Origin of the sequence: Moraxella catarrhalis, from assembly GCF_001656295.1 — a bacterium.
Classification (GTDB): domain Bacteria; phylum Pseudomonadota; class Gammaproteobacteria; order Pseudomonadales; family Moraxellaceae; genus Moraxella; species Moraxella veridica.
In genome coordinates this window covers 101,566-116,506 of the sequence record NZ_LXHE01000002.1, presented here as the reverse complement: position 1 = coordinate 116,506, position 14,941 = coordinate 101,566, and the positions used below count along the sequence as shown (strand labels likewise).

At 44.2% G+C, this 14,941-nt stretch carries 13 protein-coding genes; 6 read left to right on the top strand and 7 right to left on the bottom strand.

What is annotated here, in order from left to right:
- Positions 1-133 precede the first annotated feature (133 nt).
- The 3 genes from AO382_RS00620 to AO382_RS00610 are packed head-to-tail and all read left to right on the top strand — an operon-like array spanning position 134 to position 1,950.
- The gene (locus tag AO382_RS00620) at positions 134-757 is read left to right on the top strand and encodes a glutathione S-transferase N-terminal domain-containing protein (RefSeq protein ID WP_064617280.1); all 624 of its coding nucleotides are present in this window, start codon (positions 134-136) and stop codon (positions 755-757) included.
- 2 nt (positions 758-759) lie between these two features.
- Complete coding sequence (locus AO382_RS00615; RefSeq protein WP_064610957.1) at positions 760-1,152, top strand: ClpXP protease specificity-enhancing factor; 393 nt, start codon at positions 760-762, stop codon at positions 1,150-1,152.
- 3 nt (positions 1,153-1,155) lie between these two features.
- Positions 1,156-1,950, top strand: coding sequence for an NRDE family protein (locus AO382_RS00610; RefSeq protein WP_064610955.1), 795 nt, complete (start codon positions 1,156-1,158; stop codon positions 1,948-1,950).
- A gap of 52 nt (positions 1,951-2,002) precedes the next feature.
- On the opposite strand, the gene clpB is transcribed toward AO382_RS00610, so the two are convergent.
- The 7 genes from clpB to AO382_RS00575 all read right to left on the bottom strand — a co-directional run bounded on the left by clpB (position 2,003) and on the right by AO382_RS00575 (position 11,307).
- Positions 2,003-4,579, bottom strand: coding sequence for an ATP-dependent chaperone ClpB (gene clpB, locus AO382_RS00605; RefSeq protein ID WP_064617278.1), 2,577 nt, complete (start codon positions 4,577-4,579; stop codon positions 2,003-2,005).
- 314 nt (positions 4,580-4,893) lie between these two features.
- Positions 4,894-5,775, bottom strand: coding sequence for a formyltetrahydrofolate deformylase (gene purU, locus AO382_RS00600; protein WP_064617277.1), 882 nt, complete (start codon positions 5,773-5,775; stop codon positions 4,894-4,896).
- Positions 5,776-5,967: 192 nt separating this feature from the next.
- Entirely contained in the window at positions 5,968-6,762 is a 795-nt protein-coding gene (locus tag AO382_RS00595) for an ABC transporter ATP-binding protein (protein WP_064617275.1), read from the bottom strand.
- A gap of 10 nt (positions 6,763-6,772) precedes the next feature.
- Positions 6,773-7,666 carry an ABC transporter permease gene (locus tag AO382_RS00590; protein ID WP_049237327.1) on the bottom strand — a complete coding sequence of 298 codons (894 nt, stop codon included), beginning with the start codon at positions 7,664-7,666 and terminating at the stop codon, positions 6,773-6,775.
- 196 nt (positions 7,667-7,862) lie between these two features.
- Positions 7,863-8,861 carry an ABC transporter substrate-binding protein gene (locus AO382_RS00585; protein ID WP_064617273.1) on the bottom strand — a complete coding sequence of 333 codons (999 nt, stop codon included), beginning with the start codon at positions 8,859-8,861 and terminating at the stop codon, positions 7,863-7,865.
- Positions 8,862-9,091: 230 nt separating this feature from the next.
- Positions 9,092-10,156, bottom strand: coding sequence for an ABC transporter substrate-binding protein (locus AO382_RS00580; RefSeq protein WP_064617271.1), 1,065 nt, complete (start codon positions 10,154-10,156; stop codon positions 9,092-9,094).
- A gap of 176 nt (positions 10,157-10,332) precedes the next feature.
- Positions 10,333-11,307, bottom strand: a complete 975-nt coding sequence (locus AO382_RS00575) for a hypothetical protein (protein ID WP_064617269.1) — start codon at positions 11,305-11,307, stop codon at positions 10,333-10,335.
- Between the two features lie 4 nt (positions 11,308-11,311).
- Here AO382_RS00575 and AO382_RS00570 point away from each other — a divergent pair, with 4 nt between their 5' ends.
- The 3 genes from AO382_RS00570 (at position 11,312) to AO382_RS00560 (ending at position 14,929) form a co-directional block, all read left to right on the top strand.
- Positions 11,312-12,256: a methyltransferase domain-containing protein gene (locus tag AO382_RS00570; RefSeq protein ID WP_064617267.1), complete on the top strand. Its 945-nt coding sequence runs from the start codon at positions 11,312-11,314 to the stop codon at positions 12,254-12,256.
- 92 nt (positions 12,257-12,348) lie between these two features.
- Positions 12,349-13,845, top strand: a complete 1,497-nt coding sequence (locus AO382_RS00565) for an MBOAT family O-acyltransferase (protein ID WP_309544255.1) — start codon at positions 12,349-12,351, stop codon at positions 13,843-13,845.
- The gene (locus tag AO382_RS00560) at positions 13,832-14,929 is read left to right on the top strand and encodes a DUF459 domain-containing protein (RefSeq protein ID WP_064617264.1); all 1,098 of its coding nucleotides are present in this window, start codon (positions 13,832-13,834) and stop codon (positions 14,927-14,929) included. The genes AO382_RS00565 and AO382_RS00560 overlap by 14 nt, the downstream gene beginning before the upstream one ends.
- Positions 14,930-14,941: the final 12 nt, after the last annotated feature.

Genomic DNA, 14,941 nt, shown 5'->3' with positions numbered 1-14,941 from the left:
CAAAAAAAAAGACCGAAAATATTCGGTCTTTTTTATTTTTATGCAAACAATGATGTTAGGTCTAAGCACATAATTTCACACTTCAAGCAAAAATTTTGATACACTAAGAGGCTCATTTATATCATCGCTACACATGGCAAATTTACCTCATCTTTCTTTAACACAATTCGTTCTTTATGCTGATCATGGAATTAACAGCCATATCGTACGGCTATTGCTTGAAGAAAAACACTTAAATTATGAAACTGTGTTCATTGGTGAGGAGCGTCCTGAAGAGCTGATTGAGCTAAACCCTTATCACACCCTCCCCATCTTGGTCAATCGAGATATTTCACTATATGAGCATAATGTCATCTTTGAGTATCTTGAGGAGCGTCACCAAGTCCCACGCCTCATGCCTGATGCACCAAGCGAGCGCGCCAAAGTGCGCCAACTAGCGTGGCGGCTACAAAAAGACTGGTTAAAGCATGGCTATACTCTACTGACCCATTCTGACAGCTTTGATATTCAGGCTGCGGCAGCCGCCAGAAAGTCATTGAGTGATTCGCTGGTAACGATTGCGCCATTATTTGGGCATAAGCCATATTTTATGTCGGATACTTTTGGATGGTGTGATGTGTTATTATTGCCGCTACTTTGGCGGCTGCCTAAGATGGGCATTGAGCTTCCTACACATCTAATACGCCCACTGATAGAATATCAAGAGCGCCAATTTTCCAGACCAAGCTTTATTAATAGTATTTCTTTTAAGGAATGATTATGACCCCAAAACGCCCTTATATCGTACGCGCTTTTCATGAATGGATAGAAGATAACGATTTAACTCCCTACCTGATGATTGATGCGACATATGACGATGTTGTTGCACCGCTTGAATATGCCCAAGATGGTCGCTTGGTGCTAGCCGCTTCTTATCAAGCCACGCATAACCTGCAAATTCATAATGACGCCATCAGTTTTGCTGCCAGATTTGGCGGCATATCTCAAGATGTCTGGATTCCCATGGCAGCCTTGATGGCAATATATGCCAAAGAAGACCCTGAACATGGCGCATTTTTTGATCCTGCTGAATACGCCGACCAACAATCGCCCAAAACCGACACCGAAAATCAGCCCACCTCAAAAGGTTCAACTCTAAGAGTATTGGACTAATTAATGTGCATTACTGCTTTGGCTTGGCAGACGCTGCCTGATACACCGCTATTATTAATCTCAAATCGAGATGAATTTTATGAGCGTCCGACCTTGCCACTGCACGCCTGTGATGGCATCATTGCCGGACGCGATAAACAGGCAGGTGGTACTTGGATGGGTGCAACCCTATCAGGTCGCTGGGCGATTTTGACCAATTTTCGTGATGGACAAGACAAAAGACAGTATACGACCTCGCGTGGCACATTGGTTCAAACCTATCTTGAATCACATATGCCGCCATTACGATTTTTAGAAGACTTAAAATCATTGCAAACAGACTATGCAGGGTTTAATCTCATCGTCGGCGATCGTACTCAAGCTGCCTACATGAGCAACAAAGGTATAGCGCCGACCGTACTGGCGCCTGGCGTGTACACTTTATCAAATGGTCTTATCAGTGATGAATGGTTCAAGTGCGCACGTTTAAGGATACGCTTTTGTCAAGAAATTCTACCTTTGTTCAGTGAAAAGGTTGACTTTGATGATTTGATCATCACGCCAGAGCTGAGTCAAGCGGTATGGCAAGTACTTGAAGATAAACAAAAAGCCAAAGATGATCAACTGCCCAATACAGGCGTAGATCTACACTTGGAGCGGCTATTGTCCAGTATTTTTATTCAAAGTTCAAATTATGGTACACGGGTTTCAAATTTACTCTGTCTTCAAAACCATCATTTGGCTTGGCAAGAAAAACAGCAGCAGGGTGAGCAAGTGGGTCAAATCTTTTCGTGGTTTGGTCATTTAAAGCACAAATAAAAACCATCGACAGTTTGCCGATGGTTTTTGATGATAAGGCTAGATCAACAAATCAGCTATAACGCAGCTTATTAAAAGCAAACTGATCATTCAACCACTCAACAGAGATGGTATCCCCTGCGACGAACTCACCAGAGAGTAAAAGCTGCGCCAACGGATTTTCAATCTCTTGCTGAATCGCGCGCTTCAATGGGCGAGCACCGAAGACAGGATCATAACCCACTGCCACCAAATGACTCATCGCTTCATCACTCACACTGAGGCCAAGCTCACGCTCTTTAAGGCGCGCGCGCAGACGATCAAGCTGAATCTCGGCAATACCCGTCATTTGATCCGCACCCAAGCCATGGAATACGACAATCTCATCGATACGGTTAATAAATTCTGGTCTAAAGTGACCTGTTACCGAAGTCATCACAGCAGCCTTAATATCTTCATAAGGCGCATCTGCCATCTCATGAATCGCATGACTGCCCAAGTTACTGGTCATGATGATAACCGTATTTTTAAAGTTCACCACACGACCTTGGCTGTCAGTCAATCGACCATCATCAAGCACCTGCAGCAGGATATTAAAGACATCTGGATGTGCTTTTTCAACCTCATCAAAGAGTACAACACTGTACGGCTTGCGGCGTATCGCTTCGGTCAGTACACCTCCCTCTTCATACCCGACATAACCTGGAGGCGCACCCACCAAGCGTGAGACGCTGTGCTTTTCCATATACTCACTCATATCAATGCGAACCATCGCATCTTCAGAGTCGAACAAGAAATTTGCCAATGCCTTGGTCAGTTCAGTCTTACCCACGCCCGTCGGTCCCAAAAATAAGAAAGAACCGCTTGGCTTATTAGGATCCGACAAGCCCGAACGGCTGCGTCGCACCGCATTTGATACCGCTGTCACTGCTTCATTTTGGCCGATGACGCGTTCATGTAACACCTCTTCCATCGCCAGCAGTTTATTGCGCTCACCTTGAAGCATTTTGGCAACAGGGATGCCAGTTGCTGCAGAGACCACCTCGGCGATTTCGTTATCAGTGACTTTATTGCGAAGCAGCTTAGGCGCGTGCTCTGTTTCGTCCAGCTGCTCTTCTGCCAATTGCTTTTCAAGCTCAATGATCTCACCATATTGTAGCTGTGAAGCGCGGGCATAGTCCCCTTCACGCAACGCCTTTTCTAATGTCACGCGCGCGGTGTCTAGCTTAGCTTGAAGCTGTTTACTTTTTTCAACGCCTGCTTTTTCAGCTTTCCAAACCTCTTCAAGCTCACTGTATTGCTTTTGCGCTTCGTCAATTTGCTGCTCAAGTGATTTGACTTGTGATTTTGCACCAGCATCTTCTTCATTTTTCACAGCTTCTAGCTGCATTTTTAGCTGAATGATGCGGCGATCTAGCTTATCTAGACTTTCAGGCTTGCTATCAAGCTCCATTTTGATACGGCTGGCAGCTTCATCAATCAAGTCAATCGCCTTATCCGGCAGCTGACGATCGGTGATGTAGCGATGGCTCATCTTGGCAGCAGCGATGATGGCTGAATCCATGATTTTGACGCCGTGATGTAGCTCATAACGCTCTTTTAGACCGCGTAAAATGGCAATGGTGTCCTCAACAGTTGGCTCATCCACCAAGACTTTTTGGAAGCGGCGCTCAAGCGCTGGGTCTTTTTCGATATATTGACGATACTCATCCAAAGTCGTTGCCCCCACACAGCGCAGCTCGCCGCGAGCAAGCGCAGGCTTAAGCATATTGCCAGCATCCATCGCACCACTGGTCTTACCAGCGCCCACCATGGTGTGTAGCTCATCAATGAACAAAATGACATTACCGTCTTGTTTGGCAAGCTCGTTTAGCACTGCTTTTAGTCGTTCCTCAAACTCACCATGATATTTCGCACCAGCAATCAAAGAACCCATATCCAGCGATAGCACGCTTTTATTTCTTAGGCTCTCAGGTACCTCGCCATTAACGATACGCTGAGCAAGCCCTTCAACGATGGCAGTTTTACCAACACCTGCTTCACCGATGAGTACTGGGTTATTTTTGGTACGGCGAGACAGCACCTGTACGGTACGGCGAATTTCATCATCACGCCCAATCACAGGATCAAGCTTACCTGCCAGCGCGCGCTCGGTGAGATTGATGGTATATTTATCTAATGCTTGTCGGTTTTGTTCGCTATTTTGATCAGTCACAGTCTCATCTCCTCGAATATTTGTAATTATCGTTTGTAGATTTTGGGCAGTAATGCCTGCCGACACAAAGGCTTTATTGAGTGATTTATCTTCAAAAAGTGCCAAAATCAGCCATTCAATCGGCACAAATTCATCACCTGCTTTGGTTGCATAATTTTCTGTTGCCTGCAAGACCTTGACAGTATCAGGTGATAAATTCACTTGCCCTGTGGGCTGATTGATCACCGCTTGATGGGAAAGCAGCGCCTCAATTTCATCTTTTAGCCGGGCTAAATTTGCACCGCTTGCCTCAATGATGGACATTGCAGTATGATTATCAGCCACAGCGCTCAGCAGATGCACAGGGGCAATCGCGGTATGGTTATGCCCAAGACTGCTTTGCTGCGCCCCACGTATGATCTCCTGCAGCATTCGAGTATATTTTTCAAAATTCATATTATTATCCTTGAATACGATCATTCACATGATATATTCATTAAGATTTATTAACGATCAAATCTCAATAAATATACATTGCATTGTTAGCTGTTATATGGTAGGCAGTCTTAAATTTTTCAATAGTGGATTAAAGTTATCCACAACTATTTTTATAAGTTATTGATTTTATTTTAATAATAATTTTTTAAGCTGCTGGCTTGACTTGCGAAAATACCATCGCATGACATTCATTACATTAATCAAAATATATTTTCTTAATAATAAAAAACAGGGTCAATGACTTACCCTGTTAAGATGATTGTATGCGCCGTTTAATCAAACACGATCGTTTTTGCGCCATCGATAATGACACGATCCTCCAGATGCCATCTGACTGCGCGAGCGAGTACGTCGCGCTCAATATCACGTCCAAGCTCTCGTAGATCACTGACATTAAATGCGTGGCTAACACGTGCCACGCCTTGCTCAATGATCGGTCCTTGGTCAAGCTCACTGGTCACATAGTGCGCAGTGGCGCCGATCAGTTTTACCCCTTTGTCAAAGGCTTGCTTGTACGGATTGGCGCCCACAAAAGCTGGCAAAAAGGAATGATGGATATTAATGATCTTACCCTGCCACTTATCCACAAATGATGGGGTCAAAATCTGCATATAACGCGCCAACACCAACAGATCATTATCCGCCATCACACGGTCAATCTCATCATAGGCTGCTTGTTTATTATCTTTATCCACAGGAATATGAATAAACTCAATGCCAAATGATTCTACGGATGCGCGCAGGCTTTCGTGGTTTGAGACCACTTGCGTGATGTGGCAAGGCAGCGTACCGCGGCGGTAGCGCCACAATAGCTCAAGCAGTGCATGATCTTCTTTTGAAACCAAAATACCGACTTTTTTGAGTGCTTGGGTACTGGTCATTTGCCAATTCATGCGGTACTGCTCTGCCACTTCTTGGGCGAAAGCCTCCTCAAGCTGATTTTTTTGGGCGACTAAGCCTCTGAGATGAAACTCCACACGCATAAAGTAACGACCGCCATACGCTTCGGTCGTGTGCTGATCCAGCGAGATGATATTGGCGCCATGACGATACAAAAACCCTGAGACCGCCTGCACGATGCCTGACTGATCTTCGCAAGTCACCAACAATCGCCCCATTTCATTTTCACAGCCCAAACAATTAGCCATAGTCATTCACTCATTTGATTTATTCATTGATACGCTTAGCAAGCGCTAAGATGCGCCAATTTTATCATTGTTTGCTGGGCTTTTGCAGCCATCTTGTTTCTTAAATAACGAAAGCTCAGGCATGGCTGAGCTTTATTGTTGATCACTGGGCTAAGTCAATATACCGCCAATGGATGTGCCAATCAGCCAAATTCGCCATCAGCCCAAGATCAAGCTGTCATCTTCTACCTTTTCACCGCGAGTTCTTTCAAACATATTCAGCAAGTCTTGGACACTCATGCCCTGTCTTTCATCTCCTGACACATCAAGCACTACCTGACCTTGATGCAGCATGACGGTGCGCGTGCCATGCGTGAGCGCTTGCTGCATTGAGTGCGTGACCATCATCGTGGTCAGACGCCCTTCACCGACGATTTTATCAGTCAAATCCAAAACAAAGGCGGCAGTTTTTGGGTCAAGTGCTGCTGTATGCTCATCTAGCAGCAGAATTTTTGAAGGCTGTAGGCTTGCCATCAACAGACTGACCGCCTGACGCTGACCGCCTGACAAAAGCCCCATACGGTCGGTTAAGCGGTTTTCTAGTCCAAGTTTTAAGATGGATAGCTTTTCACGGAACAGCTCGCGATTTTTGTTATTTAACGCACCTGCCAAGCCGCGCACACCGCCACGCTTATAAGCCAGTGCCATATTCTCTTCAATGGTGAGCGCCTCACATGTACCTGCCATTGGGTCCTGAAAAACGCGTGCCACTTGTTTGGCGCGCTTATGCGTCTCTAAGCGGGTGACATCTTGGCCATTGATTTTGATGCTGCCACTATCGATACGCACCGCACCGCTGATGGCGTTTAAGAAAGTGGATTTACCAGCGCCATTGGTACCAATTACCGTCACAAACTCACCATCAGCAATGGATAACGACAGTCCACGCAGCGCAGGGTTTTCGATGGGAGTGCCTGGATTAAAAGTTAGGCGCAGATCGGTAGCTTGTAACATGGTGCACTCCTTAGTGTTTTTTTAGTGAAAGCTTGGCTTTAATTTTTGGCAACATCAAAACGATGACCACAAGAAGCGCTGTGACCAAATTTAAATCTTGGGATTTAAAGCCAATTCCGCGTAGCAGCTCACTAGAGAGCGCAATTTGTACAAATAAACGGTACAAAATGGCACCAATTACCACCGCCAAAGTCATCCAAAAAATCCGCTTAGCCGACAAAACCGCTTCACCAATAATCACGGCAGCCAACCCAATCACGATCGTACCGATACCCATCGACACATCGGCAAATCCTTGGGTCTGTACAAACAAAGCGCCCGATAGCGCAATCAAGCCATTTGAAATCGCCATGCCAAGAATGATGATCCAGGGTGTATTGATGCCCTGAGCTTGCGCCATGCGCAGATTTGAACCTGTGGCACGCATCGACAGACCCGTTTCGGTGGTAAAGAACCAATCCAAAACCAATTTTACCACCAACACAACGCCTGCAACCACTGCCACACGCACCCAAAATCCATTACCACCATCAATAAATGGCGTGAACACGGTCGGCTGTCCAAGTAGTGGTAAGTTTGGAGCATTCATAATCCGTAGATTGATCGAATATAAGGCGGTCATCATCAAAATACCAGCGAGTAGGTGCAAAATACCCAGCTTCACATGCAGCCAAGCTGTCATCACGCCTGCTGCCATGCCTGCTGCCATGCCAAAAACACAAGCCAGCCAAGGATTAAATCCTGCCACAATGCAAATCCCTGCAACCGCACCGCCTAATGGAAAGCTACCATCAGCGGTCAGATCAGGAAAATCCAAAATACGAAAGGAAATCAGCACGCCCAGTGCCATCAAGGCATAAATCAGACCGCTCTCCAGCGCTCCAAAAAAAGCAATCAAATTCATCGGCCATACTCGCCTAAAAAGTTAAAACACGTATTATAACAAAATCCAAGTCATCATAGGATTAAAATTCACCACAAAACAAACCCAAGCGTTACAGCGCACTGATCGGCTTGGGTTTAAAAGGCGGTTAGCTTTGGCTCATGACATCAGGCATCTTTTGGCATCTTTTTGCCAATGATACTTGTCTAGCAAAGCCTTATTCAACCACTTTAGCAGCACGATCAAGCACTGCTTGCGGCAATGTCACACCCTGCTCAGCAGCATGTTTTTTACTGACATACAAGTCTAGATTTTCAGAGATATGAACAGGGATATCAGCAGGTTTTTCACCTTTTAAGATGCGTGCAATAATTTTACCAGACTCTTTACCAAGATCGGTGTAATTGACGCCCAATGCAGCGACAGCGCCGCGCTCAACAGTACTGGTGTCAGCCGAAATTAAAGGAATTTTGGCTTCTTTTGCAACTTGATATAGGGCTTCATAAGCATTAATCACGTTATTATCGGTTGAGGTATAAATCACATCCACGCGCCCAACCAATGAGTTGGCGGCTTGCGTAATATCGCTAGATTTTTGGGCAGGTGCTTCGATGACATTGATACCAAGCGGTGCCAATTTTTCTTTGAGCGTTCTAAGGACCACAGTCGAGTTTACCTCGCCTGGACTATAAACATAGCCAACATTTTTAACATTTGGCACAAGCTCTTGGATCAGGGCAATTTGAGGCTCATAAGGCAGCGCATCTGAAGCGCCAGTGATGTTATTACCCGGGCTTTCTAGGCTTCCAACCAGCTTGGCTTCAACAGGATCAGTCACCGCTGAGAATACCACAGGGATGTCTTGGGTCGCCGCTGCAATAGCCTGCGCTGAAGGTGTGGCAATGGCATAAATAAGATCAGGATTATCTGAGGTAAACTGTCTGGCGATTTGACCTGCCGTTCCCATATTGCCTTGAGCAGATTGGAAATTCACCATCAGATTTTCACCTTCTTTAAAGCCTTCTTCAGCCAATTGATCTAGGGCACCTTGACGAGCTGCATCCAAAGCTGGATGTTCAACAATGGCGGTAATTGCCACTGTTTTGGCTTCGGTAGCCGCTGAATCGGCTTGAGCGGCGGGCTTATCACCGCCACACGCCGTCAAGGTAAGCGCTGCCAAACTTGCCCACAGCGTCGTTTTTAAAAATTTATTCATAGCAAACTCCTGTAATGCCAAGGTAGTCTCGTTAAACCGATTTGAGTTAAAACTTTTGTGCAGTTTATCATACTGCAGATTATCTTGCCAAGATATTTAGTAAGATTTATTCACATAACATTAACAAAGTTCCAAGAAACGGTATCAGCCACTGATGAGTGACAAGCTTGCAAACTACACCTATCAAACTGGCTGACACTCGCTCTCACTGAGTTTCGGTCAAAATGATCTTATTTATTCGGCTGGCGCGCTGGCGTGGTATCGACATTGATGCTCTCACCCAGTGTTGTCAAATCCACTGTCACGCCTTGATTGGCTGCGTGTTTTGGGCTGATGAATAAGGTCAAAGTGTTCATCACTTCAGGCTTGATGTCATTTGGAGCTTTACCATCTAATACTTGAGCAACCAATTTGGCAGTTGTCAATCCAAAGTCATAATCGTTCACACCCAAAGCAGCTGTCGCACCGCGGCGTACTGAAAATTCATCTGAGGTAATCACAGGTATTTGTAACTCATTCGCAGCCAAAACCATCGCTTCCATCGCTGATGCCACACCATTATCTAGTGATGTATAAAGCAAATCCACCTTGCCAGCCAATGAACGCGTCGCATCGCCCACATCGCTTGATCGATTGGCGGGTACTTCCACTAAAGTCATGCCATATTTCGGTAAAATTTCAATTAACTTATTTTTGACGGCAACAGAATTGGCTTCACCAGGGCTAAAAACAAAGCCAATTCGTTTGGCATCAGGCTTGATTTTTTGAAATAATTCAACTTGTGGCTCAATGGGCAGCTGACTGGATAAACCAGTAATGTTAGGCTGGGTAGCTTGATGATTGTTATTTAATAATTTGGCAGCCACAGGATCAGAGACAGCTGTATAAATCAGCGGAATGCTTGTGGTCGCTGCCGCTAAGCTTTGGGCACTCGGTGTGGTAATAGCTACGATGGCATCAGGTATATCCGCCACAAACTGCTTGGCAATCTGCCCGACAGTCGCCATATTACCTTGAGCGGATTGAAAATTAACGGTCAAATTCTCACCGTCTTTATAACCCAAACTCGCCAAACCATCTACCACACCCAAGCGAATATCATCCAATGACGGATGCTCAACGATGGCAGTAATCGCAATGGTTTTGGTAGTTTTTTCGGTGGATGTATTTGAGGTATCGGCAGGTGCTTGTGAGGTTGTTTGGGTGGGTTGACTACAGCCAACTGCCAAAGCTGCGATGGCTACAGTGGCAAACTTTGGCATGACTTGAGCAAACTTATTTCGAGCCAAGGTCATAAATCTCTCCATTATATGTTGATTGTGATAAAATAAAAACTTAAAAATCTCATTGATTGTAACATAAATTTTATAGATTGCGTATCCATTTTGGTAGCTCATCTAAGCCGCTCCAGCCATCAAAAAACCCTTTTTGACGGTCAAAAGGGTTTTTTGATTTCAGGGTCAAACGGCAATCAATAGGTTTCGTTTGACTCAACGATACTGATACTTGTTTTGCCATCACTACTGGCATTCGCCGTTGGTGGCTGTGGATGTGCCAAATCTTGAGGTGTCTTACTTGTAGAACGCTCGGTGGTACGCTCGGTATTGGCTTTGGCTTGACTATCACGATCCACACGAGGGGTACTACCAGCTGCAGAAGATTGCCCTACCGAGTTTTGTGTGGGTGTCTGTGCTGAATTATTTGAAGGCGTTTCGCTGCGTGGGCGAGATGACACCTGTGCGCTAGGTGCTGGCTTTTGTTCAATGTGCGTCGTTACACTAGAATCTTCTTGAGGATTTGATGGCATAGCTATTGGTGCCTCTGGCAGTCGCTCAATCGCTTGTGGTCGTGCAGTAACATCAGATTGTATGGATACTTGTGGCAAACTGCTTGTAGAAGCTGCCAAAATATCAGCGATCAGACGAATGGCATTATGATTGTTGCCATACATCACCACATTCCCATTGACCATTTGATAAGTGATTTGTTTGGCGACAATTGTGCCATTATAAAACTCAACTTGATCTTGGCTAGCACGCTGTAATAAAGTTACCCCTGAACGAGCAAAAGCAAATTCTGCATTTACCAAATCTTGAGGACTGACCGTCACGTGCACATCTACCATACAGCTGTCAGCAAAATTCGTGGCATTTTGGGTGGTGATTTGTAAAGTATTCAGCTGCTGACCAAGCGTGTTTTGCATAGCTAGGCTTTGGTTGGGATCTGCGCCCACCATTTGGCTCATCGCTGCATTCAAAATAGACTGCTTGATGCTGTTTTGGAGATATGCCTGCATGGCTGGTGCTTGGCAAATGTCATCGATCTGCTGAACCACAGGCTCAGCCACTGCCATTTCATCATCGCGGCGGTTGTCATTACTACAACCAACCAGCGTTAATAGTGCAGCAGTTGGTAAGCTTAAATATTGGATGGTAGATTTTTTCATAAAGATGCTCATCACTCAAAAGCCAATTTATAAAATTTATCGAAGAAAAGCACGCTGTGCTATAATACTTGATTGGCGAAAATGCCCTTATTATAACACAATTCATCAACAAATCACGCACACCAAGCTTTACATTTGGTTGCTTTATTTTATTTATCAATTAACTATGACCATCACCAACGATAGAAATTTTGATGCCATTAGCGAACACTTTGCCAAAAAAGTATATGGCGGTCTTAAAGGACGCATTCGCTTAGCCGTGCTTCAGCAAGATTTAAGCGAAGCGATGGATCAGCTTGCGCTTGATCGCCCTTTACGCATCTTAGATGTGGGCGCAGGACTGGCTCAGATTAGCCTATCTTTGGCATCAGATCATCATGTGACGGTCAATGACATTTCAACCAATATGCTAGATATAGCAAAAGATCATGCCAAATCGCTTGGGGTATATGATCAAGTACGCTTCATCACTTGCCCTTATCAGGCATTGTCAAATCATTTGGCAGGTGAGCAGTTTGATATTATCTTATGTCATGCACTGCTTGAGTGGTTGGGCGAACCTGAAAAAATCATGACTTTTTTTGATGAATATTTGGCAGATGGTGGCATGCTGTCTTTGTGTTTTTATAATCCTGCCAGTAAGATTTATCGTAATTTAATTATGGGAAATTTTTATCAGCTTAATACGCCTCGCCCTGCTGATAATAAAAGTTTAACGCCCAATCACCCTGTCGCATCCGATACCGTCGAAGCATGGCTAAATGCTCATCATTATAAAATCAGTATTCGCTCGGGCATTCGGGTATTTTCAGATTATGCACCCCTGAAGCGTGGTGGTCTAAATAATCCTGACGATGTGGTTGCGATGGAACTTGAATACTCACGCCAGCTGCCTTTTCGTGCCATGGGGCGATATCTGCATACCATCGCCTTCAAAAATCCTGCTTGATATCAGACTTAGCAAGCATATTTAAATGTATGAATCATAAAATCATAATGTGTTAAAATAAGTGATTTTCTTGGTTTTTGTAGAATTGAGCCATGTTTTCTTTTCTGTCTTTAGAATTTACTTTAATGTTCATTGGTTTTTTGGCAATTTATTGGCTGTTTCGCCAAACACCAAAATTCCAAAATTTTCTCATTATCCTATTTAGCTATACGGTCATTTATCTAATGGCAGGTACACTTGCGACAGGGATTTTATTTGGCTATACAATATTTGTATTTTTCATCACCAAGATGATGAATGGCTCTAAAATCAAGAAATTTTGGCTGATTTTAGGGATTGTGATCACGCTGATTCAGTTGAGCATTTTTAAATATTATGATTTTTTCCGAGAAGGGATTAAGTACAGCCTTGATGCCATGCAGCTGGATTCATCAGGCGTGATGGCAAATATCATTTTTCCGCTCGGTATTTCTTATTATTCATTCCAAGCCATCAGTTATATGGTCAGTCGTTATTATGATGAATATGATGTACCTCAGTTAAGTTTTATGGCACTGTTGCACCACTTATCCTTTTTTGGGACAATCAGTGCAGGACCTATCGCACGCACCAAATCGGTATCAGGACTGACCGATATTGAGGGCAATCCTTGTGGTATGGGCGAACAAATCATCAGCCAAAATCCACGCCGTATTTTGTTTCCCACCATCGCACTTTGCCTGATTTTATTAGCACTCATTAAAAAATGGTGGCTGGCAGGCTGGTTGGCTGACCATTGGGTTAATCCCATCTTTGCCAACCCTATGCAATATCATAGCTTAGAGGTATTGGTCGCAATTTATGGCTATACACTGCAGCTATTTTTGGACTTTTCAGGGTATAGTGAGATGATGGTAGCGTTTGGTTTATTGCTCGGTTTTCGCTTGCCTGTCAACTTTAAAGCACCATTAATCGCACATAATATTCGTGTTTTTTGGGATAGGTGGCACATCAGCTTATCGACATGGATTCGTGATTATATCTATATTCCTTTAGGAGGCAGTCGCCAAGGGTTTTTTAGAACTCAAATCAATTTATTAATCGCCATGGCATTATCAGGCATTTGGCATGGCTCTAGCGTGAATTTTTTACTTTGGGGTGTATTGCATGGGCTTGCCATCATTTGGTTAAATTGTACCGACAAGCTGTATCAGTGCATCAGTGGCGTCGATACCAAGACTTCGCGCAATGCTCTGTATCGCCATAGCTGGCTTGGCAAGGTAATAGGGATTTTTGTGACGGTAAATTTTGTGGCATTTTGTTTTGTGTTTTTTCGTGCAACCAACTGGAGCGAAGCGATGGGGATCTTTGAGGCTTTGGCGTACAATCACACGAATATCGGCTGGAGCGGCAATCCTTTATTCATGCTGTCGTTATTTATGCTGGCTTGGGTCATCTATCCCATTTATACCCAAAAAACCCACGCTTTGGTGCGTATCGGTGCGCGCCTGCCCAAGCTGATGGTGGTGAGTTTATTATTTGTCTGCTTAATGATTGTTGTTATTTTTGCGCCGTCAGGCATTCCAGGATTTATTTATGCAAACTTCTAATCAGCCAACCGACACGATCACCCAAACCAAGCAATATCCTGAGCCTAAGCACATTCAGCTAAAGTCGCGCCCCAAGCCTTATTTTCATGGCAAAAGCTATGGCTATCTGCTGATGGTTCTGTGCTTATTTGCCTTGCTTGGCGCATGGATCATGCAGCACTCGATCAATGCCTATTATCTACAAACTTATCATAAAAGCAGCCCGTTAAGCTTACTTGATCGCTATGACGCTTGGAAAACGGGTGGCGATATCGGCGATAAACTGTATGCTTGGCATGGTGATTTAACCAGTGATATTAACCAAAAAAATCAGCAAATTGTTGATTATTTTAATAACAATTTGGCTTACACCCCTGAGTATCAGGCGATGATGGCAAAAAGCCTTGAATTCACGCCCACTGTACAGATGGATAATGTTGGCGTATCAGAGGTTCAACCTGACAATCCTTATGTGCTACACTCAGGTGATGAGATTTTTTTTGCTGGCGACTCAATGATGCAAGGCGTCGCACCACATATCCAAAAATATCTTCAAAAAAATTACAACATCAAATCCGTCAATCTTGCCAAACAAAGTACAGGTTTGGCTTATCCAAGCCTATTTAATTGGCCAAAAACCATCGAAGAGACGCTGTCCACCAATGCCAATATCAAAATTTTGGTTGTATTTTTGGGGCCTAATGACCCTTGGGATATGCCTGATTTGGTCAATGGCGGTCAATTAAAATTCCAAACGCCAGAATGGGAGATGGGCTACCGTCAGCGTATGATGGACATTTTGGACAGTGCCAAAAATCACAATACGCAAGTGATTTGGATCACACCGCCAAACATGAAAAAACAAAAGCTCAATGAGCAAATGATTTATCTAAATCAGATCATGCAAGATGAACTAAAACGCCATCATGTGCTTGTCATTGATTCACGCAAGCTATTAGGCACAAGCGATGATATTTATAATGATTATCTGATACAAGATGGAAAAAGCGTTAAAATGCGTACCTCTGATGGCATTCATTTTAGTGTCAAAGGACAAAAGTTAATCGCCCAAGCTATACAAGATCAAATCACCATCATACCATAATATCCATTAGGC

Bases quoted from the DNA above. Each gene is read 5' to 3' on its own strand.
- AO382_RS00620 (WP_064617280.1), top strand. From the start codon at position 134: ATGGCAAATTTACCTCATCTTTCTTTAACACAATTCGTTCTTTATGCT.
- AO382_RS00615 (WP_064610957.1), top strand. From the start codon at position 760: ATGACCCCAAAACGCCCTTATATCGTACGCGCTTTTCATGAATGGATA.
- AO382_RS00610 (WP_064610955.1), top strand. From the start codon at position 1,156: ATGTGCATTACTGCTTTGGCTTGGCAGACGCTGCCTGATACACCGCTA.
- clpB (WP_064617278.1), bottom strand. From the start codon at position 4,579: ATGAATTTTGAAAAATATACTCGAATGCTGCAGGAGATCATACGTGGG.
- purU (WP_064617277.1), bottom strand. From the start codon at position 5,775: ATGACTATGGCTAATTGTTTGGGCTGTGAAAATGAAATGGGGCGATTG.
- AO382_RS00595 (WP_064617275.1), bottom strand. From the start codon at position 6,762: ATGTTACAAGCTACCGATCTGCGCCTAACTTTTAATCCAGGCACTCCC.
- AO382_RS00590 (WP_049237327.1), bottom strand. From the start codon at position 7,666: ATGAATTTGATTGCTTTTTTTGGAGCGCTGGAGAGCGGTCTGATTTAT.
- AO382_RS00585 (WP_064617273.1), bottom strand. From the start codon at position 8,861: ATGAATAAATTTTTAAAAACGACGCTGTGGGCAAGTTTGGCAGCGCTT.
- AO382_RS00580 (WP_064617271.1), bottom strand. From the start codon at position 10,156: ATGACCTTGGCTCGAAATAAGTTTGCTCAAGTCATGCCAAAGTTTGCC.
- AO382_RS00575 (WP_064617269.1), bottom strand. From the start codon at position 11,307: ATGAAAAAATCTACCATCCAATATTTAAGCTTACCAACTGCTGCACTA.
- AO382_RS00570 (WP_064617267.1), top strand. From the start codon at position 11,312: ATGCTCATCACTCAAAAGCCAATTTATAAAATTTATCGAAGAAAAGCA.
- AO382_RS00565 (WP_309544255.1), top strand. From the start codon at position 12,349: ATGTTTTCTTTTCTGTCTTTAGAATTTACTTTAATGTTCATTGGTTTT.
- AO382_RS00560 (WP_064617264.1), top strand. From the start codon at position 13,832: ATGCAAACTTCTAATCAGCCAACCGACACGATCACCCAAACCAAGCAA.